The organism is Arenibacter algicola (assembly GCF_018860365.1).
Taxonomy (GTDB): Bacteria; Bacteroidota; Bacteroidia; order Flavobacteriales; family Flavobacteriaceae; genus Arenibacter; species Arenibacter algicola_B.
Window position 1 is genome coordinate 127,550 of the sequence record NZ_JAHKPO010000018.1, and the last position, 25,875, is coordinate 153,424.

Annotated in this window: 27 protein-coding genes; 8 read left to right on the forward strand and 19 right to left on the reverse strand. The window is 38.5% G+C overall.

Annotation, left to right across the window (positions count from 1 at the left end; translation table 11 throughout):
* Positions 1-26 precede the first annotated feature (26 nt).
* The 6 genes from KO529_RS15985 to KO529_RS16010 form a co-directional block, all read right to left on the reverse strand.
* Positions 27-1,085, reverse strand: coding sequence for a pyridoxal phosphate-dependent aminotransferase family protein (locus KO529_RS15985; protein WP_215948872.1), 1,059 nt, complete (start codon positions 1,083-1,085; stop codon positions 27-29).
* Positions 1,085-2,095 (reverse strand): dipeptide epimerase, encoded by a 1,011-nt coding sequence (locus KO529_RS15990; protein WP_215948873.1) that lies wholly within the window; start codon positions 2,093-2,095, stop codon positions 1,085-1,087. Before KO529_RS15990 ends, KO529_RS15985 begins: the two co-directional genes overlap by 1 nt.
* A gap of 123 nt (positions 2,096-2,218) precedes the next feature.
* Positions 2,219-2,944 carry a head GIN domain-containing protein gene (locus KO529_RS15995; RefSeq protein WP_215948874.1) on the reverse strand — a complete coding sequence of 242 codons (726 nt, stop codon included), beginning with the start codon at positions 2,942-2,944 and terminating at the stop codon, positions 2,219-2,221.
* A gap of 143 nt (positions 2,945-3,087) precedes the next feature.
* A complete protein-coding gene (locus KO529_RS16000; protein ID WP_215948875.1) occupies positions 3,088-4,842 on the reverse strand; it encodes a PspC domain-containing protein in 1,755 nt (584 codons plus the stop codon).
* A 3-nt stretch (positions 4,843-4,845) separates the two neighbouring features.
* Positions 4,846-5,181: a PadR family transcriptional regulator gene (locus KO529_RS16005; protein ID WP_215948876.1), complete on the reverse strand. Its 336-nt coding sequence runs from the start codon at positions 5,179-5,181 to the stop codon at positions 4,846-4,848.
* Between the two features lie 124 nt (positions 5,182-5,305).
* On the reverse strand, positions 5,306-5,788 hold the full coding sequence (locus KO529_RS16010) for a DUF4870 domain-containing protein (protein WP_215948877.1): 483 nt from the start codon (positions 5,786-5,788) through the stop codon (positions 5,306-5,308).
* A 264-nt stretch (positions 5,789-6,052) separates the two neighbouring features.
* On the opposite strand from KO529_RS16010, the gene KO529_RS16015 reads away from it, so the two are divergent.
* The 5 genes from KO529_RS16015 to KO529_RS16035 all read left to right on the forward strand — a co-directional run bounded on the left by KO529_RS16015 (position 6,053) and on the right by KO529_RS16035 (position 9,539).
* Positions 6,053-6,508: a DUF4442 domain-containing protein gene (locus KO529_RS16015; RefSeq protein ID WP_215948878.1), complete on the forward strand. Its 456-nt coding sequence runs from the start codon at positions 6,053-6,055 to the stop codon at positions 6,506-6,508.
* 158 nt (positions 6,509-6,666) lie between these two features.
* Positions 6,667-7,464, forward strand: a complete 798-nt coding sequence (locus KO529_RS16020) for a TIGR00266 family protein (protein ID WP_215948879.1) — start codon at positions 6,667-6,669, stop codon at positions 7,462-7,464.
* A 46-nt stretch (positions 7,465-7,510) separates the two neighbouring features.
* Positions 7,511-8,164 carry a DUF2461 domain-containing protein gene (locus KO529_RS16025; RefSeq protein WP_215948880.1) on the forward strand — a complete coding sequence of 218 codons (654 nt, stop codon included), beginning with the start codon at positions 7,511-7,513 and terminating at the stop codon, positions 8,162-8,164.
* 259 nt (positions 8,165-8,423) lie between these two features.
* Positions 8,424-9,014 (forward strand): GDP-mannose pyrophosphatase NudK, encoded by a 591-nt coding sequence (gene nudK, locus KO529_RS16030; RefSeq protein WP_215948881.1) that lies wholly within the window; start codon positions 8,424-8,426, stop codon positions 9,012-9,014.
* A gap of 15 nt (positions 9,015-9,029) precedes the next feature.
* Positions 9,030-9,539: a peptide-methionine (S)-S-oxide reductase gene (locus KO529_RS16035; protein ID WP_215948882.1), complete on the forward strand. Its 510-nt coding sequence runs from the start codon at positions 9,030-9,032 to the stop codon at positions 9,537-9,539.
* Here KO529_RS16035 and KO529_RS16040 read toward each other — a convergent pair.
* Positions 9,533-10,846 carry a D-alanyl-D-alanine carboxypeptidase/D-alanyl-D-alanine-endopeptidase gene (locus tag KO529_RS16040; RefSeq protein ID WP_252734434.1) on the reverse strand — a complete coding sequence of 438 codons (1,314 nt, stop codon included), beginning with the start codon at positions 10,844-10,846 and terminating at the stop codon, positions 9,533-9,535. The two genes, KO529_RS16035 and KO529_RS16040, sit on opposite strands and share 7 nt — an antisense overlap.
* A gap of 102 nt (positions 10,847-10,948) precedes the next feature.
* On the opposite strand from KO529_RS16040, the gene KO529_RS16045 reads away from it, so the two are divergent.
* Both KO529_RS16045 and KO529_RS16050 read left to right on the forward strand, forming a co-directional pair.
* Positions 10,949-11,146, forward strand: a complete 198-nt coding sequence (locus KO529_RS16045; protein WP_031443636.1) for a hypothetical protein — start codon at positions 10,949-10,951, stop codon at positions 11,144-11,146.
* A 142-nt stretch (positions 11,147-11,288) separates the two neighbouring features.
* The gene (locus KO529_RS16050; protein WP_215948883.1) at positions 11,289-11,684 is read left to right on the forward strand and encodes a hypothetical protein; all 396 of its coding nucleotides are present in this window, start codon (positions 11,289-11,291) and stop codon (positions 11,682-11,684) included.
* On the opposite strand, the gene KO529_RS16055 is transcribed toward KO529_RS16050, so the two are convergent.
* The 4 genes from KO529_RS16055 to KO529_RS16070 all read right to left on the reverse strand — a co-directional run bounded on the left by KO529_RS16055 (position 11,685) and on the right by KO529_RS16070 (position 16,909).
* Complete coding sequence (locus tag KO529_RS16055) at positions 11,685-12,623, reverse strand: LysR substrate-binding domain-containing protein (RefSeq protein WP_215948884.1); 939 nt, start codon at positions 12,621-12,623, stop codon at positions 11,685-11,687.
* A 139-nt stretch (positions 12,624-12,762) separates the two neighbouring features.
* Positions 12,763-14,223 (reverse strand): TolC family protein, encoded by a 1,461-nt coding sequence (locus tag KO529_RS16060; protein ID WP_215948885.1) that lies wholly within the window; start codon positions 14,221-14,223, stop codon positions 12,763-12,765.
* A 66-nt stretch (positions 14,224-14,289) separates the two neighbouring features.
* On the reverse strand, positions 14,290-15,660 hold the full coding sequence (locus tag KO529_RS16065; RefSeq protein ID WP_215948886.1) for an ABC transporter permease: 1,371 nt from the start codon (positions 15,658-15,660) through the stop codon (positions 14,290-14,292).
* Positions 15,661-15,664: 4 nt separating this feature from the next.
* Positions 15,665-16,909 carry an efflux RND transporter periplasmic adaptor subunit gene (locus KO529_RS16070; protein ID WP_215948887.1) on the reverse strand — a complete coding sequence of 415 codons (1,245 nt, stop codon included), beginning with the start codon at positions 16,907-16,909 and terminating at the stop codon, positions 15,665-15,667.
* A 302-nt stretch (positions 16,910-17,211) separates the two neighbouring features.
* On the opposite strand from KO529_RS16070, the gene KO529_RS16075 reads away from it, so the two are divergent.
* Positions 17,212-17,691: a Dps family protein gene (locus KO529_RS16075; protein ID WP_215948888.1), complete on the forward strand. Its 480-nt coding sequence runs from the start codon at positions 17,212-17,214 to the stop codon at positions 17,689-17,691.
* A 141-nt stretch (positions 17,692-17,832) separates the two neighbouring features.
* On the opposite strand, the gene KO529_RS16080 is transcribed toward KO529_RS16075, so the two are convergent.
* From KO529_RS16080 to KO529_RS16115, 8 genes are all read right to left on the reverse strand, one after another.
* On the reverse strand, positions 17,833-18,744 hold the full coding sequence (locus KO529_RS16080) for a metallophosphoesterase (RefSeq protein ID WP_215948889.1): 912 nt from the start codon (positions 18,742-18,744) through the stop codon (positions 17,833-17,835).
* Positions 18,745-18,805: 61 nt separating this feature from the next.
* The gene (locus KO529_RS16085) at positions 18,806-19,228 is read right to left on the reverse strand and encodes a DoxX family protein (protein ID WP_215948890.1); all 423 of its coding nucleotides are present in this window, start codon (positions 19,226-19,228) and stop codon (positions 18,806-18,808) included.
* A gap of 182 nt (positions 19,229-19,410) precedes the next feature.
* Complete coding sequence (locus KO529_RS16090; RefSeq protein ID WP_215948891.1) at positions 19,411-21,588, reverse strand: amino acid permease; 2,178 nt, start codon at positions 21,586-21,588, stop codon at positions 19,411-19,413.
* Positions 21,589-21,894: 306 nt separating this feature from the next.
* A complete protein-coding gene (locus KO529_RS16095) occupies positions 21,895-22,704 on the reverse strand; it encodes an amidohydrolase family protein (protein ID WP_215948892.1) in 810 nt (269 codons plus the stop codon).
* A 112-nt stretch (positions 22,705-22,816) separates the two neighbouring features.
* Positions 22,817-23,023, reverse strand: coding sequence for a hypothetical protein (locus KO529_RS16100; RefSeq protein ID WP_215948893.1), 207 nt, complete (start codon positions 23,021-23,023; stop codon positions 22,817-22,819).
* Between the two features lie 4 nt (positions 23,024-23,027).
* The gene (locus tag KO529_RS16105; RefSeq protein WP_215948894.1) at positions 23,028-23,726 is read right to left on the reverse strand and encodes a VOC family protein; all 699 of its coding nucleotides are present in this window, start codon (positions 23,724-23,726) and stop codon (positions 23,028-23,030) included.
* Between the two features lie 119 nt (positions 23,727-23,845).
* Positions 23,846-24,379, reverse strand: a complete 534-nt coding sequence (locus tag KO529_RS16110; protein WP_247097376.1) for a sigma-70 family RNA polymerase sigma factor — start codon at positions 24,377-24,379, stop codon at positions 23,846-23,848.
* Positions 24,380-24,745: 366 nt separating this feature from the next.
* Positions 24,746-25,861: a DUF2914 domain-containing protein gene (locus tag KO529_RS16115; RefSeq protein ID WP_215948895.1), complete on the reverse strand. Its 1,116-nt coding sequence runs from the start codon at positions 25,859-25,861 to the stop codon at positions 24,746-24,748.
* Positions 25,862-25,875: the final 14 nt, after the last annotated feature.

Genomic DNA, 25,875 nt, shown 5'->3' on the forward strand with positions numbered 1-25,875 from the left:
CATCCAAAAAGGATGGCCGCTTCGTTTTATAAGTAGGAATTAATAATATTACATAATAGAAGGATATCCTCCCTTTTATGATGGGCACTTATTACAATTCTGCTCATAAGGTGTGAATCCTCATCGGGATAACGAAAACTGGTCACCAAAACATTTTGCCGTTCCAGGTAATTTACAAGCTTTTCATCCGTAAAGCTGTAGGCCGGATGACCCTCCATGAATTTAAATCTATCCAAATTTTTAACATTGGACTTGAATAAGTCCATATTATTGATGAGAATAGCCCTTTTTTCAAGGAAGAGCGTCTTTCCGTCCATAAGACAGGCCACAGCTGCAGGTGCCGCCGGACTTGCCCCGCCAAAAAAAGGAGTATTCGTAAACTGTTCAATTCTCTTCTTAGTTCCAAAAACGGACCCCGCCTGAATCCCAAACCCTTTTCCCAAGGAGCAACAAACAATGAGTTCTTTAGGATTTAATTCCTTCAAGCTGCGAAAAACACCTCCACCATTTTCGCCTACAATTCCAATTCCATGGGAGTCGTCCACTACCAGAATAATACTTTCCAAAGGTAGCGTTCGCAATCCTTCAAAATCGGGATAATTGGCCCCTGAAAAATCAATGGCATCCAAAAATACCACGGGAGTAGTTTCTTTATTGGTTTCCAAATGGGCTCTAACGGCAATGTTCAAGGCCGTAAAAGTGATATATGGTTTTAGCTTTGTTGATGGAGTAGGGGAATAGAGGGCAGAATGGGTATTGGGGGCATAGAACAGTCTATGCTCCTTGGTATCCATAGTTTGTCTTACCAATTGTCCTGCCAAATAACCAGAAGATAAAGTGACGCTGGACTCACAACCCACCAATTGGGATAAATAGTGTTCTGCTTCTTGAAAAACTGAAATACGTACATTGGATTTTCTGGATGCTCCATAATTGGTGCCGTATTTCCTGATATTGGAAATAAAAATTTCCAGAAAAGCCTCGTCGGTCTGCAGTCCTAGATAGGAAGTGCCTCCAAAATACAAAAATTTCTTGCGGTCCAAATCCAATTCCCTACCTGGGAACCCATCAGTATAAATAGTCATCAACGCAAACGTATTCCGCTTCCACCAGAGGTAGGAAAGATTACTTTTCCATTTTCCTGAATGATAACCCCGTCGGCAATATCTTCCTTTAACAACATGGCGCCGTCCATATCCACATAATCCAATTGTGGAATTAGTTGGGCAATGGCCGAAATACCAACAGTGGATTCTGTCATACAGCCCACCATTACCTGCAGGTTTAATTCCTTGGCCCTTTTAATCATTCGCCTTGCCGGGGTAAGGCCACCACATTTTGTAAGTTTTATGTTGATTCCGTTAAAATGTAATGCGCATTTCTCCACATCGCTTTCCACTATACAGCTTTCATCGGCTATTACGGGCAGAACGCTTTGATGCATCACCGCTTCCATTCCTGTCCAATCATCGGCTTTAAGCGGTTGTTCCAAAAACTCAACGCCCAAATCCTTCAATAATGGGGCATTAGCAATGGTCTCTTCCGCTGTCCAGGCACAATTGGCATCTACCCTGAAAATGGCATCGGTATGTTTGCGCAGTTCCCTTACTATCTCGACATCTTTATCAGTACCTAGTTTAATCTTATATATGGGCCAAGGCATTTCTTTCATCTTGGCCACCATTTTTTCAATGGAGTCCAATCCAATGGTATAATTGGTTATAGGATAACTACTGTTGTCCGTATTCCATATTTCATATAATGGTTTGCCCAATATTTTACCATACAGGTCGTTGGCGGCAAGATCCAATGCGCAGATAGCGAAATTGCTCAAGTTTTTGGATACCAAGAACGCATGAAAGGCCTCGGGTTCCCTAAAATTGAAATCCTCTATTTCCTCCCTGACATTTTCAATCTCCGCCTGCATGGTTTCGAAGGTTATTTTGTAGTAGGGGTTGGATGTTGCCTCCCCAAAGCCCGTTTTGCCATCCAGTTCCAGGGCAACGATCATAGAATCTTGAAAATCATGGGATTCCCTGGAAATACTGAAAGTGTGCTTTAGCGGAAGTACATATTTTTTGATCTTTATTTTCATAACATAATTTATGGAACGAATATAAAGAAAGATGATGTATTGGAAAATGAAAACCCACTGAAATCTCAGTAGGTTTTGTAAATTTTAAGAAGGTGGAATCCTTATTAATATTTGGTCTAGCTTTTATAATGCACTGACACTTCCGGAGCTCGATTTTTTATGTTCTACTTTTGCATTTCCGGTATAGCGGATGTCTCCCCCGCTACTAGCTTTTGCTATTAAGGTTTCGGATGCGTTTACCGTAATACCGGCACCACTACTTGCACTGGCATTACAATTGGCCGCGCTTAAATTTTCAGCTTTTATTCCAGAGCCACTACTGGCACTACTGTTAAGCGTTTCTGTTTCCCCGGCCACTCTAATATGGGCGCCACTGCTGGATTCCGCTATTACATTGTAGGCCTTGAGTTGCTCAATTTGAAGATTGGAACCACTGCTGGAGCTCAATTCAATGCTTTCGGCCTCTATTTCATTTTTGGTAGATAGGCCGGCACCACTGGAAGTTTCCAAGGCCGTGATGACAGGGAGAGTTACATATACATTTTTTGTAGCCCTACCAATATTTTCAATGGCATGAATCCTTAAGGTTCCATTTTTGATATCAGTTCCAATCAGGTTTATAATGTTTTCGTCGGCCTCTACTACAATTTCGAAATCATTGCCTTGGGTAACATAAGCGTCCAAGCCTTCAGAAACTGAAATAGCCGTGAATTCGGAAGTCACCCTGCGGTTGTCTTTTTTAACAATTCCATTGCCTTTTTTGCCATGTCCGATATTGATATCAAAGCCGCAGGAAGAAAATAGGATTGCCAAAATAAGTACGATGGTAATTCTTGCTAGTGTTGTCATGATTGTTGTTTTTGAGTCTTGTAATGAACTCTTGGGGGGCGAGTATTTCAAGGATTGATTAAAGTTACTATTTTATGGTTTGTTTAAAATTATGAATTAGGTTTTTTTGGCCACATTATAAATTACTGAGTTGTTAAAAGAGTCTACTGAACAGTATCCTTTTTTAAATCGGTACTTTTGGTCTCGTTGGTTTTGATCTGTACTCCCTTGTCGTCTATTTTAAGTTTAAAACTATCTCCATCCCCTTTTAAATCAATATCCACCCCATCTTCATTGATAATAATTTTACCATTACTGTTATCATCATTATCTTCTTCTTTTACGGGGCAATTTAGACATATCAACTCACCACTGTCCTCCATTTTCCATTGGTATTTGGTCATTTTACAACCTGACATGTTGCGATCCAATGGCGCACTCATTATCCAGCAATGATTATTGTCGCTTTCATAGGTCAATACGGTACCCACCGGTAGATAGAGATATATCCTTACCTCTTGGTCTCTATATTTATTCTCTTTGGCCGTAGTTAAAAAATCGTCCAAGATTATTGTATTCCCTTGTATTTCATAACCATAGTTGATATTATTGGCCGTCTCGGTTGCATTTTTAAAGGTATTGCCATTCGCATTTTTGCGTACTTCTAACCTTGCTATAGAATCTTTGGACATTTTTAAGTTGATACGAATATCTTCCGATACCAATACTTCTTCCCCATTTTCTGTATAATCCAGTACCACACCGTTAATACCAATGCCATTGCCATTATTTTGGAGGCGAGAAGATTTTAAGCTAATCTTTATGGGCTGTTCCGGTAACTGGAAGGCCAGTTCTTTTTCTGTGGAAACACTTCCTGTGTAGGCATGGGCAGCCGCCTGCCTTATACCAAAGACTGCTAATAGAATTATGGCGATCAACCACATTCCCAAAAGTGTAAATTTTGCGATATTCCCGATAGATTTTAGGTTATTCACCAAAATTTTAAGGCCTAAATACATAAGAAAGAAAAAGGGAATCCCAATAGCAAAAAAGCCAAGAACGGACACCAGCCATACCGGAGTGTTCGTGGAATTTACCATATAGTAAAAATCTATTCCGGGAAGGTGTACGATGTCTAAAATTCCTACGGTAAACATACCTACGAACAAGGCAACAATTCCCGCAGCACCGATTATTATAAGGATAATCCCAATAAATTTGCCAATGATCTTAAAAAAAAACATGATGATATCGGCAATGGCATTAAAGAAACTTCGACTACCGTCCTTTACCTTGCTTCCCACTTTTTCGTAGTCTACGTTTTTTACTTTTTCGGCTACATCGTCAAAACCTTCCTTTACTTTTTTTTCAATATTACTAATGTTGACCGCTTCGCCACGCATGTCCAACTTCTGGGCAGTAGTTACGGCCTCGGGGATTAGTATCCATAATAGACCGTAGATAAATACAAACCCACCCCAGCTAAAGATGGTCAACAAAATCCATAATAATCTAACCCAGAGCGCGTCTATACCAAAATAATGCCCAAGCCCGGCAGATACCCCTCCTATATATTTGTTGTCTATGTCCCTATATAATTTTCTTACCCGTCCAGGGATTTTGGAAGTTTTGGGTTGATCCTCAAAAATGTCCTCATCAACCATATAATCTTCCGGTTGTCCCATAATGCCTATGACTTCGTCCACTTCTTTTTCTGTGATTACCTGTCTTTCGTTTTCCATTTTTTCATGGAACAGTTCGGCAATTCTGGCCTCTATATCCGCTATTATCTCGTCACTACCACTTGTATTGGCAAAAGAACGTTTTATGGCCTCTAAATAGCGTTGAAGTTTAGTATAGGCTACTTCATCTATATGAAAGAATAAATTGGCCAGATTTATATTTATTGTCTTGTTCATTTCTTAGTTGTTTTTTGTTTTGGTTACGAGGTTCGTCGCATTTCTTAATTCATCCCAAGTGGTATCCAGTTCTTTTAGAAAAAGCTTACCTGTTTCTGTTAAGGTATAATACTTTCTTGGGGGACCCGAGGTAGATTCTTCCCAACGATAGTTAAGAAGTCCCGCATTTTTTAGTCTTGTGAGCAATGGATAAATGGTACCCTCTACCACCAGCATTTTAGCGTCTTTTAGGGTGTCCAAAATTTCGGAGGTATACTTATCCTCCCCATTGAGAATGGAAAGTATGCAGTACTCCAGGACTCCCTTGCGCATCTGTGCTTTTGTATTTTCAATATTCATAGTTGCATGATTATAATAATTTAACTGTTCGTTTTTTTGATGTCCGCATTTTACTGTTTCACTTTTGATTGATTGGATGAATAAACTCTCGAATTAGTGTGATGAGTACTAATTGTATTATACATTATTTAATAAATTGAATGCTTATCGGATATTTAAAATCTAGTCCTTCACTGGTACGAATGGTGGCCAAGATGGTGTAAACTATATTTACCAAGAAAAGTCCCAGCTGTGCAATTCCCGCTATTCCCAATGGCCAAAGCAATTTTCCCATATGGAATGGATGAAAGTCGAAATCGAAATTAAGACCGTTGAATTCGTTTAAATTGGAAAAGTTAAAATCGCCCAGATGAAATATTTCCGGTATAATTCCTATAAAAAAAGGAATAGTGAAAATACCTAGGATAATGGAATATAATAAGAGACTGATTTGAAAATTTAAAGCCTGTTTGCCATTTTGGTCCACGAAGTTATAATCCTTTTTATTTGCTGTCCACAGTACTAGGGGAAGCAGGAAATTCCCAAAGGGAATAATATACTTGGAAAAGGTAGAGGCGTGTATTATTGCCGCCAAATTTTTTTCGTGTTTGCTCAGTGTTTCGGTCATTGCTTTGTAATTAGTGTTGCCAGTGGTTGCTATAGCTACTTTGCCATGTGTCTCGTTTAAAATATCTGGTGGTAGCTAAATCTATCTTTAGGTGCTAAACCAGGCTATTTTTATGGACTGATCTTTTTAAACCTAATAACTTTCTATGCAAATATATATCTAAAAGAAGGTACTATGCAAAACCAAGTACTAAAATTTAACAATTTATTAACAATTGTAGGTTCGTACATTTTATATACTTTTGATGTAAATTAAACTACAACTATGGCTTCCGATGCAAGTAAAATTAACATGTTCAGCTTTTTTAAACTCCCCGCCGTATGGTGGACAGGAGTACGATTAAGGTACATTGATGAAAAGAAGGCCATTGTAACGGTTAGGCATAGATGGATAAATCAAAATCCGTTTAAATCTTTGTTTTGGGCCGTTCAAGGAATGGCAGCTGAGTTAACTACAGGAGCTATGGTCATGAACCAGATTAGAAAGAGCGGAAGGAATATTTCCATGCTAGTGGCCAATAACAATGCTAATTTCTCAAAAAAAGCGACAGGAAAAATTACCTTTACCTGTGAGGAGGGCCACCTTATTGCGGATGCCATTAAAAAAACCATCGAAACAGGCGAGGGGCAGACCGTCTGGATGAAATCGGTTGGGGTCAACGAAGAAGGGATTGTAGTTTCTACTTTTAATTTTGAATGGACCCTTAAGGTTAAAGGTTAATGCCCTTATTTATTAATAAATCAATGAGTCAATCAATGTACTAATGGATGAATTGATCAATGAAGCCAGGTACCAAAATACTAATCCAACATTGTAACAAAACGCTTGTTTTTGTTACTTATGGTCTGAAAAAAAAATCAAAATATTAAAGTTATAGTATGAACGCACACGAAATAGACTATGTAATTTACGGGGAGGAAATGCAATATGTGGAAATAGAATTGGATCCGCAGGAGGCCGTTGTGGCGGAAGCTGGGAGTTTTATGATGATGGATTCCGACATTAAAATGGATACCATTTTTGGAGATGGTTCCAATCAGGATACAGGGGTCCTAGGGAAATTATTCTCGGCCGGAAAACGTTTGCTTACAGGAGAAAGCCTATTTATGACAGCATTTTTAAACATAGGTCATGGCAAAAAGCAGGTAAGCTTTGCCTCTCCTTATCCTGGAAAAATTATTCCGATAGACCTAAGCGAGTTTCAAGGCAAATTCATTTGTCAGAAGGATGCTTTTTTGTGTGCGGCAAAAGGGGTTTCAGTGGGTATAGAATTTTCAAAGAGACTGGGGCGCGGTCTATTTGGAGGTGAAGGATTCATAATGCAAAAATTGGAGGGAGACGGAATGGCTTTTGTACACGCTGGTGGTACCACCGCTAAAAAAATATTGGGCCCAGGCGAAACCTTAAAAGTAGATACGGGCTGTATTATTGGCTTTACCAAGGATGTGGATTATGATATAGAATTTATAGGAGGAATCAAGAACACCATTTTTGGTGGTGAGGGATTGTTTTATGCCACATTAAGGGGGCCTGGTACTGTTTATATTCAGTCCTTGCCTTTTAGCCGGTTGGCCGGAAGGGTCTTGGCATCTATTCCAATAGGAGGAAAAGACAAAGGGGAAGGCAGTATTTTGGGCGGCTTGGGCGACCTATTGGATGGGGATAACCGATTTTAAAGAAAATATGAATTCCTAATATTACCCATAATAACATTTCCTATTAATGAATTTCACTTCCCTGTTTCAATTTCTGACCCAGCTCAACCAGAATAACTCCAAGGAGTGGATGGATAAAAACCGAAAATGGTACAAAGAAGTTAGGGATGAATATATAGGATGGTTGAATGATTTGGATCTTGCATTAGCGGCCGTGGATAATGAATACTATAGTACGCCAGGCAAGAAAGGAATAAATCGAATCAATAATAATTTAATGTTTCACCCCAATAAACCTACTTACAAGGACCATTTTGGGGCCGGGTTGGACAAGGCGCCCAATACGGGTGATTTTTATATTGAGATTGGACTTGGTCGGTCTATGTTGGCCGGCGGAATTTGGAGACCAGATCCAAAAACCTTGCGCAGTATTCGCGAAGCCATTGATTATGACGGGGAAGAACTCAAAAAAATTCTGAATAAAAAATCATTTAAAGAAACCTTTGGGGAATTGGTTGTGGATGAAACCCTAAAGCTGGCACCTAAAGGTTTTTCCAATGACCATCCCCATATAGATCTATTGCGCAATAAAACCTTTGCCGTTATGCATCCCTTGACCCAGAAAGAAATATTACAACCTGGTTTTAAGGAGAAGGTAATCTCGGTTTATACGGAAATGCTGCCCTTTAGAAGGTATTTGAACAAGGCCATTACTGTGTAAGGGTAGGAGGCTGAAAAAATGAATATTGAAGGATGAATGTTTACCTTGAGCATATTTGTTTATAGAACTCTATCCGTTATTGCGAGAAGCAGTGGCAATGAAGCAATTGAAATAGGAACTCCGACTAAATGACAAGGCAATTCATTTATCATAAACCATTAGAGTATTTCATCTCACAATCGTGGTGCAATACTTTCTTTTACCGTTCCCGAGGGTCTAAAAATCTCTAGCTTTGTATGAATACTAGAATCTCCTAGAAATGAGCAACAAAAAAGTAAGAAACATAAACAGGCAGTTATTGTCCGATAACTGGTATACACTTGAAAAGATAACTTTTGAGTATCAGAGGGAGGACGGCAGTTGGGAGTCCCAATCCCGAGAAGCCTATGATCGAGGAAATGGAGCGGCCATTTTGTTGTACAATAAAAAGAACAAAACGGTAATACTTACCCGACAGTTTAGGATGCCTACCTATATAAATGGTAATGATTCCGGAATGATGATAGAGGTATGTGCCGGATTATTGGATGGAGACCATCCCGAAGACTGTATAAAAAGAGAGACCGAGGAAGAGACAGGTTATAAATTGGACAAGGTAGAGAAAGTATTCGAATCCTATATGTCGCCAGGTTCCGTAACCGAGATCCTTTATTTTTTTATTGGATCATATGAAGAAAAAATGAAGATAGGCGCGGGGGGAGGTGCTGAGGAGGAGACAGAAAATATTGAAGTCTTGGAGTTGGGCTTTGACAAAGCTGTGAAAATGATACAAACTGGTGAAATTAAAGATGCCAAGACCATTATGCTACTACAATACGCTAAAATGAATGGGTTATTTTCCAACAAGTAATACGACCAAACCATTATGGAAACTGATCATAAAATTGCCTTTGGAGGTGGCTGCCACTGGTGTACCGAAGCTGTCTATAAATCCTTAAAGGGAATAATAAGTGTGGAGCAAGGTTTTGTAGCTTCGGAAGGGGAGGAGTCTTCCTTTTCCGAAGCTGTAATTGTTCATTATGATCACAGGGGTATTAGTATGGAAGATTTAATTTTGATACATCTTTTTACCCATAAATCGACTTCTGCGCATAGCATGCGAAAAAAATACCGTTCTGCCATTTATACTTTTAACACCACGGATTACGAAAAATCGAACTTGGCATTGCAGAAATTTCAGGAAAATTTTAAAAGTCCCCTGGTAACTAAAGTTCTACCGTTCAGGGAATTTAAAATTTCCGATAAAGCCTTTCAAGACTATTACTATAAAAATCCATATAAGCCATTTTGCAAAACCCATATTGCCCCTAAAATCAAGTTGTTATTGTTGAAATTTGCGGACAAAGTAGATCATATTAAGGTCTTGGATCAATAATTGTCCCTGATCATTTCAAAAATAGATTCCATATGTTGTTTTACCTCACTATTGCTCTTGGTAAAATGGTTGTTCATAAAACTAAATATTAAAGTTTTTCCAGACTGGGTTATTAGATATCCGCTAAGGCAGTAATTATTGCCAAGTGATCCGGTTTTGGCGTAAATATATGGGCGGTCATCACCATTAAACCTCCCTTTTAAGGTCCCGGTAAGGCCGCCAACGGGGAAAAAGTTGAATAAGCGTTCCCTTGGTATTTCTTGGTACATTTTATTCAATACATAGACCATTGTTCCAGGTGTAAACAAATTGTATCGTGAAAGCCCCGAACCATCTACCCATCGTGGTGGTTGTTCAAGTTCCTGTAAATAATTGTCCAAAACATATTTTCTGGCCTTAGCACTATTTAGGGTATCCGAAAGGGTAGAAGAGCTCAAAATTAATAATTGTTCCGCAAGAAAATTATCACTTACCTCCATCATTCTTTTAAGCACAGAATCCGAAGATACACTGTACAATACCTGTTTTTCCGCATTCGGCATCTTTTGTACAATATTGACCTTTTTAAGGAGGACTTCTTCCAAGAGGGTTTTTGTAAGTGTGCTATCTATCATAAAGGGACTCTCCAAGGTATCTTTTCTCTGAGGGTCGAAATAAAAGGTATTGCTGTACAATTCCCGATTTACTCCATAACTAATGGGCACTACTTGGTTTTTGAAATGTTCAGGGATAACTTCCAAATTCTCGTTATTGGCAATGGTTACAACATTGCCGTATAAGGGAATACTATTTCTTTCCGGGCTAAAATAGAGGTCATAATCCTCCCAGGCCCAACCTGGACCATACCTACTTTCCTCAAAATTATTGAGATAGAGGGATACGTTCTTGTAGTTCTTGGCAAATTTTATTGCGGTACTGTCACCAAAATAAGTATGCAACAAAGTTGGGTCGCCAGTACCTTCCATATAAAGGGTGTCATTTTTTACAATATATTTTAGTGCCGGGATCTTTTCCGGTAGGGTTTTAAGGGAAGTATACAGCGTAATTATCTTGGTATTGCTTGCCGGAGTAAAATATTTTTGGCTATTATGGTTATACAAGGTGTCTTTTGTTACAGGGTCATAGACCAATAGACCCTGAAAGTAATTATTGGCGGTTTGTGAGCTTATCTGCTGGCCAATACTTTTGTTTAACCTGTTGTTATTTAATGTTTTACACCCAATAAAGCTCATTGAGGCACCAACTAAAATTAGTTGTCCAAGTATCCTTTTTTTATTGTAAAAAAGCATTTGAATTTGTATGTTCATCGACTTTAACATCTTTTTATCTATTATTTAACGGAAAGACGACAATAATATATACCTTTTATTGGTTATCTTAGTCCAAGCAACCTAAAATTATTTTAAAATATGGCAAGAGCTATGTTAGAGTACACCAAAACTGTACTGCAAAAGGTTAGTTTCGATACAAAGTTATTTTGCAAAGAACTAGAAAAAGCAGTGACTAGACTATTACCATTTGAAATAGAAGAATTAAAACTCTGGTTAAAGCAATTTATTAATGACAAACCAGAATTGCAACAAAGCCTTCTTTATTTGAAAGCATAGATATAAGCCGCCTGTATTAGGTGGCTTTTTTTTTGAATAATCCTTTGTGGCAGATTTAGTTTTTAAGACTTCTTAGACTTTAAAGACAACTATTTAGGCTAATTGAACCGTATATAATGGCGGACCCCCAATATTATATATAATGAAACAATTGACCTACCTATGTATTCTATTCCTTCTAAGTTGTGGTAAGGATGAAGATACCTTGCCCCTAATTACCAATGAACTTCTTGGAAAATGGCAATTGGAAGCCACTAAAATTAGCCCCGGCGATATAGTCGAAAATTGGACGACAGTGATGAACGGACCAATATTTGAATTTAAGGCCAATGGTGCATATACACACAATGAAAAGGCTTGCGGTGGTATTGTTATTGGAGTTTACAGTACAAATGACCAAGTACTAACATTGAGATATCACTGTGAAAACAATGCAATAGAGACCAATTTTAATATGAATTTCGCCGAAGGAAGACTTATCCTATCCAATGTAGGCTGTATTGAGGAATGTTCGTATAAATATCGGAAAATAGAATAATTATTTGTTTAACGGACTAATAATTTTCACATCCTGAAAAGCAATGGCACCTCTTACTACACTGGCAATAACATCATATAATGCTTCTGTAATTTGTATTTTAAGTTCGCTTTTATGATAAATTAGACTTACTTCCCGAGCGGGAGAAGGATTTTTAAAGAATTTAAGGTTCTGCTTCTTTTTATCATCCAGTTCAATTGTATTGAGGAAAGGTAGGAGGGTCATCCCTAATCCTTCATTGGAAAGGTTGATCAGGGTTTCAAAACTACCGCTCTGTAATTGAAAGTGCTCTTCCTGATAATTTTTTGAGGCATTGCACAAATTTATGACGCCATCCCTAAAACAATGTCCGTCCCTTAAAAGCAGCACATCCGAAATTTCCAAATCTTCGGGTACTAATTCCGTTATTTTTCCCAGCCTATGATTAGGTGGTACATAGCCCACAAAAGGTTCGTAATATAATGGGCGTTCCTTAATAAATTCGATTTCCAAAGGCGTAGCCGCTATAGCTGCATCTATATGGCCATCTTGCAGGTTACGGATTAAATTCTCCGTGTTTTGCTCTTTAATGATCATGTTCACCTTAGGATATTTTTTTATAAAAGTCCTCAGGAACATGGGCAATAAGGTTGGCATAATGGTAGGGATGATCCCAAGTGTAAACTCACCGCCTATAAAACCTTTTTCCTGATCTACTATGTCCTTAATACGGTTGGCTTCATTGACAATATTCTTGGCCTGGGCAACTATTTTGGCGCCTACTTCCGTTATGGTAATAGGTTTTTTGCTCCTATCGAAAATTAATATGTCCAACTCGTCCTCCAGTTTTTGGACCTGCATACTTAATGTAGGTTGGGTAACAAAGCTTTTTTCGGCCGCTAAGGTAAAATTCTGGTACTCGGCAACGGCTAGTACATATTGCAATTGTGTAATGGTCATGAAGTGTTATTTAAAGTGATAAAATTAGGAAAACTATAAACAAAACCTATGCTGTTCGACCCTTACTTATAAAATCTTTTTTACCAACCTATAATTTTTGAGGGCGGTTGTTGGATCTGTTTCTTTTTATCAAGGGCTTTTAATCAATAATAATATTCTCCGCTTCAATTTTTTTGTCATTGATAAAATCGTAAAGTGTCAGCTTTCTCAAGGTATAGTAGTCTGTCCAGAAATTTTGCAAAGAATTTAGGTATTCCAGTTCTGCCTTGTCTTTTTCCTGTTGCGCCAAATTAAGATCCGTAATGGTAATTTTTCCTAGAATATATCGCTCTTTGGTAATTTGATAGCGCTTAATGGCAATCTCTTTGGCCTTTTCCGAGGTAGCCAGAAAATCCCTTTTGCTTGACCAATTTAAGATGTGTAGGTAAATTTCCTGTTCAAAGGCCTGTTGTTCCTGTTCAATATTTGTTTCTACCAGACCTAGATCGGCTTCTCCCATTTTTCTTCTGGACTTGGATACCCCCCAATCGAAAATGGGAATGCCCAAGGATACAGAAACGTTTTGTTGTCTATCGTAGTCTTGGAAAAGGGCGTCATAATCCTCGGCGCGTTTGTTTAATCCAAAATTGGCATTGACATTAATTTCCAATCTATTGGTGCCTTTTATTTCTGCAAGGTTTCTTTCCGCCTCCAAACGTCTCCTTCTAAATTCTATCACGGATTTTCTGTTATGTGTAGCTTCATCCAGGGCGGTCTCCACGCTTACATCAAAATCTACCAATTTCTCAGGAATGAACAGTTCTATATCTTCGGTTTCCAGTTCCAGATAGCGGGCTAAATTTTGTGAAGTCCTTTTAAGGGAGATGGTATTGGTAGTTACTTCATTTTTTGAATTTAGATGCCCAAGTTCCATTTGCAATAATTCGTTCTCGGCTATTTTTCCAATCTCAAACCGTCCTTTGGCAATCTGCAACAAGGTGTCTTGGGTTGCTAAATTATTCTGGGAATTCTTTAATCTCATTTGCGCGGTCAGAAGGCCAAAATAACGCTGGCAACTGCTTAGGGAAATATCTTCCATACGTTCTATGAATTCGCGTTTGGATTCTTCATATTTTAAGGGTTCTATTTGCCGGTCCCACTTATATGGATTAAAGAATAGGGAGTTCTGATAGTAATTCAGGGAAAACGGGGTTAGGGAGTAATTACTGGATTCGATATCACCATAGCGATCCACCCGTTGTATTTGGGAAATTAGGGAAAAGTCTCCTCCCGTAAAAGGTACTTGCTGGGTAATGGCAAGTCGCCCATCAATTCTCGATTGGTTTTGACTTACGAAAATATCCTGTCCTTCATCATTGGTAATCCTTTGAATAGAATTGGAGTAATCCGGTACCGTAGCAATTAATCTAAATTGGGGCAGAAATTCGGCCATGTAGGTCCTGTACTTCCAATAGCTGGCTTGGGATTGGTTTAGGACGGCTTGGTATTCGGGGGAGTTCTTCTTCGCCATTTCTATGGCTTCCGTTAGTGTTAGCTTTTTGGACTGTCCCAGGACAATTAGGTTTGTACATAGGAATAACAACACAATACATTTTTTCATATTGGACTATTTTGATTGATAAAATGGGGGAGGGCAATTGTTCTTGGTGTTATCTGGAAAATATTTCTATTCACGTCTTATGGCTTCAATTGGATTCTTGTTGGCCGCCGATTTAGCAGGTAGAACTCCAAACGCAAGCCCTATAAAAGTGGCTACAAAAAAGGATAAAACAATGGAGTTCAATGAAAGGATGGTTTCTATTCCCGTTGCCAATTCCAATCCATACGACGCTACAATTCCCAATAATATACCTATTATACCTCCGCCCAAACTTATGAGGACGGACTCTGATAAAAACTGTAGGATTACATCTTGTTTGGTGGCTCCAATGGCCCTCATGATGCCTATTTCCTTTGTGCGTTCCAATACAGAGGCCAACATAATATTCATGATGCCGATACCACCTATAAGAAGGGATATCCCGGCAATAACGCTGAGTACAATATTAAATATCTGTTTGGTTTTCTGCTGCTGTTTTAGCAGTTGTATAGGAATGGTAATTTCAAAATCCAACACCTCGTTATGTTTTCTTTTGAGAAGTTTGCTCAATACTTCCGCAGTAGCTTTAAGTTCATTGGAATTATTTACCTGGACCGTTAATTTGTCCAATTGATGGTAATTGCCCCTAGGGATCCTTTTCTTGGGTCCATTATTGGCACCACTAATGATGATCATGCCTCCGCCACTAAAATCCAAGGGTTGGTCCGATATGATCTTTCTATCCTTATATCTAACCAAAAAGGTCTTTACTGGAACATATATGTCCTGGTTCAGATCTCTAATGCCCAGGTTTTCCTGTGCTTTTTCCGAAATGAGTTTTTCCTCTATTATTCCAATGACCTTAAGCCAAACGTCCTTTACCTTAATTTGCTTGCCAATGGCACTCTCACCAGGAAACAATTTCTTTTCTATCTTTTCACCAATGATACAGACTGAAGAAGCATTTACCAAATGTTCTTGGGAGAAGTTGCTTCCTTTTCCTATATGAATATTGGAAGTTTCAAAAAAGGAATTGTTGACCCCAATTAATTTCACCGAATTTTGCCTACCCTTATTGATCACGTAGGTTTCTAGGATTATCTCTGGACTAATGGCTTTTATAGTAGGAATATTATTTGCAATACTGGCTACATCCAAGAGATCCAGTCCCTTTGAAAATCGGGTAGTTTCCTGGGCACCTTCCTCTTCCTCACTGGTGTTTTCATCTTCTTCGTCAGGAATGGGTGTTACCACAATGTTGTTAACGCCTACCAGTTCCAGTTGTGCCAAAATTTCCTTTTCGGCCCCATTCCCTATAGACAGCATTGTAATTACAGCTGCAACGCCAAATATGATTCCCAATGCCGTTAAAAAAGTTCTAACCTTGTTGATTGTTACCACGCGAATGGCTTCCCTGAAATTAGAGACAATCTGTTCTAGAAGTATCTTGTCTATCATGAGTCTAATTTAAAGACAGTATGCCCTTTTCTTCCAGTCCTTCGGGTTTGCTCAGATATACAACTTCATTCTCATTTAGACCATTTTTGATAATTACTACATCCAAATTGGATTCGCCCATCTCAATTTCCTTTTTATCAATAGATAAGCCGGACTTGGCGTACACAAAACTTATGGAATCTTGGGAAAATACCGCTTCCAGCGGTATCATTAGAACCTCCTCTTCCTTATGGATAAGGATTCTATTGGAGGTGGTCATTCCTGGCCTTACATTTTCATTATTCTCGTCAAAGTTTACCAGTACCTGAAAAAGTTTAATATCCGAACCGCGTTTCTCTTCCCCTACATTGGCCACGTTGGTAATGGTTCCTTTTACGGTTACCTCAGGAAATGCATCAAAACCAATAATAACAGGAAGGTCTTTTTTTATCTTTCTGATGTCTACCTCATTGGCATAGGTCTTGGATTCCATTTTGGTGAGGTCCGGTAAGGTGGCAATTGCAGGGTCCCACATACTTATGGACGAACCCACCTTTCTTTTGGAGCCATCCCAGTTTTTGGCGTAAGTTACCATTCCATTGGCATCGGAATGAATGGTGAAGGATTTTTGAAGATTTCTTAGTTCCTCCAGCATTTTGCTTATTTTGGATACTTCAGTTCCGACCTCCACCATCTTGGCCATGGCTTTCTGTTCCTTAATTTTGTAATCCTCGGTTTTCTCCTTTAGATCGCGTTCCAGACGTTCAATATTTATTTCCAACTTTTTAATTGTGGCCGGCGGCTCGTAGATAGATTGTTTGAGCTCCAGCTTGTTTTCTTGGATATCAAATAGCAGATCTTTTATAGCTGTCCGCTCCTGTTTCAAGGTAAGGGTAGTGTCCAGCTGTTCTTGAGTGTATTTGGACTGGGCAGTTTCCAAGTTTAATTGAGCGTCCAAAATCTGCTCGTTCACTTCTGAGGGATCCAATCGCCCTACATAGTCGCCTTCCTTCACCAGTGAACCTTCAGGAATAAGATCTTGGATTTTTACGTCACGCAGTTTGAATTTTCTGATGTCATCCGGGCCATTGATTTTTTTCAAACTGGTGGATTGGGCCTCTCCGGAAATAATTACTTCATTTACAAACTCGCCCTTTACCACTTTGGTGGTAATGGCTACATCTTCATCGGCGGTGTTTCCGAACAAGGTGTAACCTACAAGAATAAGAACAATGGGGATACCAAATAGGAGTAGTTTTTTTTTATTCATTTTTAGGTGGTTTAGTTGAAGGGGGGAGTAATCAAATTTAAACTAGTACCTCTATAATCAAGAGAATATTTTGTTATTATTTTCTTAATTAATCAGCAAAATTGATGCCAAGGGATTAATTCTTGAGTTTCTTTAAATTTTTATGTTAAATTATTAGTATTTGTATCAAGAATCATACCATTGCTAAACCTTACTTTCTTCCTATCTTATATTACTATACCATCATAAAATCTATCAATAAATCAAAGCATCTTTAGGAAAGGGATTTCTGTAATTTAGGGGTATAATTAAAAAGACAAATTATGCAATTAAACAGTATAGGTTTGGATGTTGCCAAATCAAAATCGTTAAGTAAGGATTTAAATCAATTATTGGCAAATTTCCAACGCTACTATCAAAATCTCAGGGGAATTCATTGGAATATAAAAGGGAAAAGGTTTTTTGATCTTCATGTGAAATTTGAAGAATTGTATACCGATGCCAATCTTAAAGTGGATGAAATAGCAGAGCGTATACTTACCCTGGGGGGTGTACCCTTACATACTTTTGAGGATTATATAGAGAATTCCAAAGTGCCGGTAGGTAAAAATATAACCAAAGATGAGGACGCTATTCGTTTAATAGTGGAGTCGCTTAGCGGGTTATTGGTAATTGAAAGGGCAATTTTGGATGCTTCTGACGAGGCCTCCGATGAAGGTACCAATTCTATGATGAGCGAGTTTATCACTGAACAGGAAAAAACCGTTTGGATGATGAAGGCTTGGTTGGCGGAGGAAATTTAATCCAAAGCAATTGAATTTTTTATAAAAACCAATAGTCCATAAATGGATTATTAGGTTACAGATCATCCCCAATATGGACAATGTTTTGGCAATAAAATACCATAACAATCCCTATTGGGGATGATTCTTATTTTGGGAGGTTCAATCCAAAAACTGCCTATCGAATGTAAAGGGGTAGTCCAGTGTCGTATCTACGGTTATTTTTACGGCTGTGTCCCGTCCATCTATTTGTAGACGGGTAATGTTTTGTTCCGGCCAGGGTTTATTTTTGATCCAAAAGTGCCCATCTCCCTGAACCATTAGAACCGGTTTCCCGAAAGATTGGGCAGCAGATCTAAACAAATCCGTAAAGGGCTTAAACTTATCAGGGCCGGCTTCCACTATGTTGGCGTGTCCAAAAACTACCATGGCCTCTACCTTGTTCAGATGTTCTTCCAAGAGTTTTTTAACCCATTGGCCATTTTGGGTTAATCGGGTCTGCCATTCCAAGGAGTCATGAACTTGACTTCCTACGAGATTAACTCCTATAAATAAAACTTTGTTCTCTATCCAACTAAAATTTTCTGTACGCTCGGGCTGGTAGGTTACAGCTGGTTCAAAAGCCCAATTTTCATTAAAATGCAGGAAGTACTGGTTCCAGTATTCCAATCCTTGCTGTGGGTCCGTACAGTCGTTATATTCATTGTCTCCCAAAACGATAAAGGTGGGCGCCTCAAAGGTCTTTAATATGTCCGAAACATCCTGGTAGACCGTTTCGTTACATTCCACGGCACCAGGTTTTATGTCCCCAACATGAATAACAAATTCCGAAGGATCAATGGCATTATGCCTGGATATCATATCGATCAGGCCATCCCTTTGTTCCTCGTCATAGGGAACATCCCCAATAGCTGTAAAGGAAATAGCGGTTGACTCCTCAGTCAACTCATCATTGTCCATGGATTTGGGCTGTTGGTCATCCTTGCAAGAAAAAAGCAATAATGCCGCTCCCATAAAAATCCAATGTGTAAAATTGGACTTCTTGAAATTAAAACTGGTATTTTTATAAGGCATGATAAAGTGGAACCGTAAAGAATTAGATATTAAATATAATTTAATTACGGGGTTTATCACCTTATTTCTGCATTTTTAAATAATAATCAGTGGAATGTTTTCCCGAACCATAAAACATAAAGAATACACATAGCAATAAGGTTATGGAAGCCAAAACCAGATTTCTAGCATTCATCTCGCCTAAAAAATTTACCAATACTGCACCAATTAGAATTGGTAATTGAGTCACTACGGCCCATCGGGTCAATAAGCCTATTACCAATAAAAACCCACCTACAAAATGTGCCGGAGCAACATAATGCATAATCAACATACCTCCCGGAATGTCTTGGAAGGGTTTAATAATTTCTGCCATTTGTTGATGATTCGACATAAAATCCACGCCTTTCATGAAAAGAAAAACTCCCAATGCAACTCTTAACAAATCCAAGGGATAATAAGTATGTGCATTGGCCCATTTGTTTAAAGATTTAATTGTTGCCATAATTGTAGTATTATATGTTACCTATTCTAAGGTACTCATTTTTAACGAAATATGAAAGGTTTAGGGGTTCCTGTTTAATCAATATGGTCACTATCAATAACGTCCGGGTAATTCATATTGGTCCAATGTAAGAGCAATTGAAGGCAGCATGTTGTTCTATAAAAAAAGCACGGCAGGTTTTTCTATACCAATACATTTTCAAAATCTGAGTCGGAACAAAAAACGGCCGATATTCTGGAATCATTTACAATTTTGACCATATCGTCAATAGTGACCCCTTCCTCAATATTAAAAATATTGACATCCGCATTTTTCTCTTTAGAAACATTTTCGAGCAGATTTCCCTCATGTGTTTTAATGATGGTTCGCTTTGGGAAACGCACCATGGTCTTTAAATCTTCTATGTCATTCTCTCCAAATATCAAATCGGGATTATTATTAAGTATGTGCACATCTATGTTCCCTTTCCAATTACGGCAAATAAGAAGGGAGGTCAAGGCAGATAGGTTGTTGTTATTTACACTAAAGGTTTCCTTCCAGTCTACCGGAATATTGGTCATCCACAAATTGATGCTTTTTTCAATGGCCAGACTCGCGGTGGCAAAGGGTATGTAAATAATCATCCCAAAGTTATTCTTCTTTGTATCGGCTATTAGTTTGTTGTAATAGGACAAATTGGAGGTGGCGGTATCTATACTGATGAAAATGATGTTGGGTTTAAAGAAAGCAGCGTTTAAGGATTGCATACTTACATTTACGGTGGTATTGAAATCTGTGTTATCTATTACGGAATAGGAAACGGACAGATCACTCTCTTTAAATTTCTTAACAGCGTTTTTAAGGAAATTTTCCATGTTTCTCTGCTCCGTCTCATTTTCATTTCTAAGGGCCAATATCTTTACGGAACCTTTGGGGTAAATAATGGAATGGATAAGCTTAAAGGAACTTCTAAGCTCTTTCGGCATGGTAACCGGAATCAACAAATCCGGGCGCCATGATCTCACTTCCCTTTCTTGTCTTAGACTATTTGTCTTTTTGGTGGCCCATTCTGCCAAGGCTGTGAATAGACCACTTCTAGAATCCCCTGCAGCTGATTTAATGTTCATTTTAACCAGATAGAGGTAGAAAAGCACTATGAAGATCAAGGAAAATAAGGCTACGATTACATTCAGTACAAACATAATTGCAATGGAACCAAAGGCCCCGATTGCGGGAATAATTATGGGAATTTTTAGGGTAGGCCTATAACTCGGCAATCCCAAGGTCTGTTCTACCAGTGCTACTATATTTACCATGGCATAGGTTATCATAAAAAACATGGTAAGCAAAGGGGCAATGGTATTTAAATTTCGAAGCGAAATACCAAATAGCACCAATCCCGCTGTAATTAACATGGCATTGACGGGCTCTCCTTTTTTGGATTTTTTGGCGAGTTCCTTGCTTTTGGGAAGTATGTTTTTTTCTCCCAAAGCCAATAATATTCTTGGGGCTCCTACAAAGGACCCTAGGGCGGAGGATAGGGTAGCACCCAAAAGACCCGCTAGGACAATGGGTCCAAAAAGGGCTTTGTCTATAAAAATGTTATAATTTTTAGCCAGTTCGTCGGGAGATGCAATAACGGCTGCAACAAAAATTAAGCTGATATAAATTATAGTGGTAATTATTACGGAAGATATAGTACCAACAGGAATACTCTTTCTTGGATTGGTGAGATCGCCGGACATGTTTGCTCCTGCCATAACTCCAGTAACCGCTGGGAAAAAGACGGCAAAAACCGTCCAAAAGGAAGATCCGCCAAAATCGTTTTCCACCGAACCAGGATATTGCCCGATCCATTGGATATTAAAATTCAACTCATTTACAAAGAGGGAGCCGTAGATTGAAACAAGAGATAAAACAATGATACCCAAAATGACGAATTGAATTTTAAAGGCAAAACTGGTACTGATAAAGGCAATGCCCATAACAACAGCAAAAATGACCAAATCCAGAATTACTGGATTAATGTCCGGGGTCAATGTTTGTAACCCTTCCCTGAAACCGAAAATATACATGGCAACGGCTATGGATTGGGCAAAATAAAAGGGAATCCCAATGGCCCCTCCAATTTCCAAGCCCAAGGATTGCGAAATTAAACTAAAGGCACCACCACTGCCTATTCTAATGTTGGTGGTGATGGAGGATAGGCTAAGGGCCGTCGTCAAGGTGATGGCGACAGACAATAAAACTATGCCCAAGGCTCCCACAACCCCTGCATTGCCAACGACCCACGGTTGACGTATATACATAATGACCCCCAATATAGTTAGGGTGGTAGGTGTAAAGACCCCTGCAAAGGTCCCAAAAGTTTTCTTGGTCATATCGGTTTTCTGTTAAAAGGGCTGAAAGTAATTGGCTTAAAGCCTTAAGGTAAGAGCAACTTAGAACATGCCATTTGCACAAAAGAGAAATGGATAAATTTACTGGCAGTCTATGATTGCGCAATCTCTTAACGCTATTACCTACCTATAAGATATTCATTTATTTTTGAATAAGCGCAAATTCTGCTCTTTGGTTTTAACATTTTTGATGTGCCGTAGTTTTCCATGGAATTTTTGTACCACAGGTTCACCATCTACAAATTTCAAAATCGGAATTTGAGATAACCATAAAATAGCGGGCATGGTCTAAAGTTTGGATACATCGATCTTAAAAAGATCGGCAGCATTCTTCCATAGGATAAGTTCCTTTTTTTCTTCAGGAAGATCCAATTGCTTCATAAAGTTGAGATAGGAATGCATATTGGAAATGGGCCAGTCCGTACCGTATAATAGGTACTGGGGATTCCCGGCATAGGTAATCATTTCCTCCAATTCATTTTTCATGAATCTTTCAAATTTATACGAGAAATTGCCTAATACCAGGCCAGAGACGTCGCTATAGACATTTTTGTTCTTGTACACTACTTCCATGCAGTCTTTGATCCAAGGATTGCCCACATGGCAGATGACTATTTTAAGATCAGGAAAATCCACGGCTACGTCGTCTATATGAATGGGATGGGAGTATTTTATCCTTCCCGTTGGGGAATAGGTGTCCCCGGAATGAAACATTACTGGTATATCGTATTCAACCGCCATGTCATAAACTACCTGTAGCCCTTTGTCATTGGGGTAAAAGGGTTCATAGCCTGGGTAAAGTTTTAGTCCTTTTATAAGTCCTTCATCCAGAAATTCACTTATTTCCTTTAAGTCCCTATGGGTGTAATTCAAATAACTGATGCCAGCAACCACGCCAAGATTATCTCGTCCACTAATGGCTTCCACCACCTTCTTGGTACTGGGTCTATGTTCGTTTACCTTATAGGAAGATAGTACCAAAGAATAATCTACCTTATTTTCCTGCATGGTCTCAGTTAGAAGGTTTAGGCATTCTTCCAAGGAAACTACCCGGTCTTCATGGTAATTGTTGATATGTGTGTGGACGTCTATGATCATAAATTTTTAGTTATATGTTTTGTGGTAATATGCAATATTTTTTTCAATGGGTGCTACGGGCAACAGGTTGTTTTTTTTAGTATTGAACAAAGCTGATATACTTGGACTTTTTTTATTTGTTCGACTTCTTGGCCCCATTTTTTTTTCGATTCTTTTTAGTATCGCGAATTGTAATCAACATGGCAAGGATCAATAGCGTTAGCGTGATGATTCTTGCCCAAAATCCAAAGTCCATATTGTTCCAAGAGTTAATGAAACTTACAATGATCCAAAGGGTACTTGCAATTATTAAAAGGAGGGGATAGTTTATTTTGCGCATTGGTCTATCGTTTTTTCTGGGTATATGGGTTATTAAGGCTAACGGCGTTTAAACTTTCATTGTTGAACTCCACATGGTATTGTTTTCCTTTTTCCTGTAAAACTAGTTCAAAGTCGGATGCAAAGGCTTTATCATTGGTAGGGTACCATTTTTTATGGTCCCTGTCAATGCAGATGAACAAACCGTTTTCATCGCCGATGGCACAAAAATTCCCCAATCCGCCATCATAAATTGCGATGTCCAAAACATTTCTTAAGGTGTTGAATTCCCTTTCAATATCTGTTGTAGGGACCCCGATTTCAGATATTTCCAGAAAATGCTCAGGTCCAAAATTTTGATCAGAATCATTCCTTAGGTTCTTACGAGCAATGAGTTCCACAATATTTTGGTCCTGGTCATAGAAGTAGATGGCTTTGGCATTCCAGGCCCTAAAATTGATAATCTCATCTTGGTCGTCCTTCAATATAGAAAGTTTGGACTTAAGCCATTTCAATGCTTCAACCTCTTTATTGGCAGGGATATTGATCGCAAAATGGTATGGGGTAGCCTCTTTTTTTAATTCAAAATGGAGTAGGGTATTGCCAATTGGAAAAGTAACATTTTTCGGAGATTTCTTCACTATTTCCAATCCCAAAACTTGGGAGTAAAACTCGGCTTGCCCCTCAATATTGGAAGTATATAGTGTCAGTTCCAGGATCTTCATTCTTAGGTTATGTATTAGCCGGCAAAATAATCTGATCATAGATCAAACCTCTGCTTCCTCTAAGATAGCAAATCTTGAACATTCATCCCGCAATATAGGCTAGGGAAAGTACGGGAGCCTTAATTGCAAATACTGCAGTTGGAATCCCCAACGAGCTTGCCCTCATTGTTTATTTCAAATTTACAGCAAGCATTAAAATTATGGATAAGAAGTGATTTAGCGCGCCTAATTCTTGCTTTTACGTTGGCCAAGCTAATTCCCATCATTTCTGCTGCCTGGCCCTGGGTCTTGCCCTGTAGGTAAACCAAATGAACCACTTCTTTGTACGGTTTGGGTAAATTGGTTACAAATCGATCAAAGCAACAGAAATCCTGGTAGCTATCGTATGTGGATGAAATTTCATTCAAAGGGCTTTGCAAGGTTTTGATGGCAAGGTTGTAATAATTGGCAATTTCATTTCTAACAATAGTAAATACCCAAGCCCTAACCTTTTCCGAGTCCTTTAAGGTGTCAATTTTTTGATGGATTTTAAGGAAGGCATTCTGAATTATTTCCCTGGTAGCTTCTTCATCCTTCACTTTTTTCAGAATAAAAAAGTAGATTTCACTATGGTGCTTTTTCCAAATGGCTGCCGTTTCAATCTTCATACCCATAATATACAAGGTTGGCCTTGAAAGACCAACCTTTTTTTAACAACATTCACATTTATTGCAATCGCATTTGCTGCACGGACAGTTTTTTTCCAAACAGTTGACACAATTACATTTGGTGCATTCGCACTGGGTACATTTACAATTATTCATTCCTAAAAGATTTTAAGTTTATTAAGTAGACCAAAACTTGCCTAAAAGGATACAAAAAAAGGTGTGTTTTTTTCTACATTATTTCAGCATGTGGAACAAGTTACTGGTTTATGGAGCCCAAAAAATATATTTTTTACAGGAATGCTCTCTAAAAATTTATTCAACTGCTAAGCCCACTTTCTTTGGGAATATAGCCATAAACAGTAATACCAAAACTCAGAATATTTTCTGTGTTAATCCCTTTGGTTGTATGGTGTCACTAGTGATCACTTCAAAATCTATTATGCCCAAAACCAATTCTTCCTGGGTAAGCACCTCCACTTTCCATAAGCCTTCGACTAAATTGTTTTTATAGGTGTAACCGCGATAACCGCCATCCCTACCACCAGTGATGTCATAACCGATATCCTCTATAATTTCCCATTCCTGGGTTGTATTATTAAACCATTTCCAACGATGAAATACCGATTTCTCCAAACTGGTCGGGGCAAATATGGACGAAAAAACATAGACATCTTCATTGGGCTTCTGTATGAATTTTAGTCTGTGTTTTCTCCAAAATACGTACCATTCATCAGTTTCATAGGTAACAAGGTAGTTATTGTTTTCTACCTTAACTTGATGCGCAACAATACCATTGCTCAAGGCAAGGGGTACTGGAGGGATAAGCCTAAAAAAATAGAATATATTGATTATTAGGTATATGGAAAACACTATTCCAATGAGTTTTCCCAGATGTATTTCGGCCCTTGTGCTAGGACTTGCACGATAAATAATAGCGATAAGTGCCAGGGTAGTAATTAAACTTATTAGACCCGAAAGTATAAATATATTGGGATTCATTTCCTTGATCAACACGGGTACCATAAAGGTGAAGAAGGTGAAACTGATAAAGAAATATACGCTGAACTGTAAGTACTTATTGGATATTCTTTTTTTTAAAATTTCATTGGCAAATAGTAATACAAGGAGTATGATCAGGAAGAAAACGGTTTTGGACATGGATACACTACGCGAGTAATAAATGACATAAGCACTGGAGAGACCACCGAAGAAAAATTGTATGGCCAAGGGATAATATTCCTTAAACCTTTCAAGTATGGTATTGTTCCATTTACCATCATCAGCTAGATTGTAGAGGTAGAGCGTAATGGTCAAGGAGGTCATATGAAGGCAGAGTACGCTAAGGTCATATAGCCGGTCTATGCGTCCTAAGGTAAGGGTGTCAAATATAAATCCGCCAATGAAAAATAGGATTGGAGCATATTTTTCATGCTTTCTTATAAATCTCAGTAATCCGTTATTCCTAAACTGTACCAAGCTTCCTTTCATCTCATTGTTAAGTA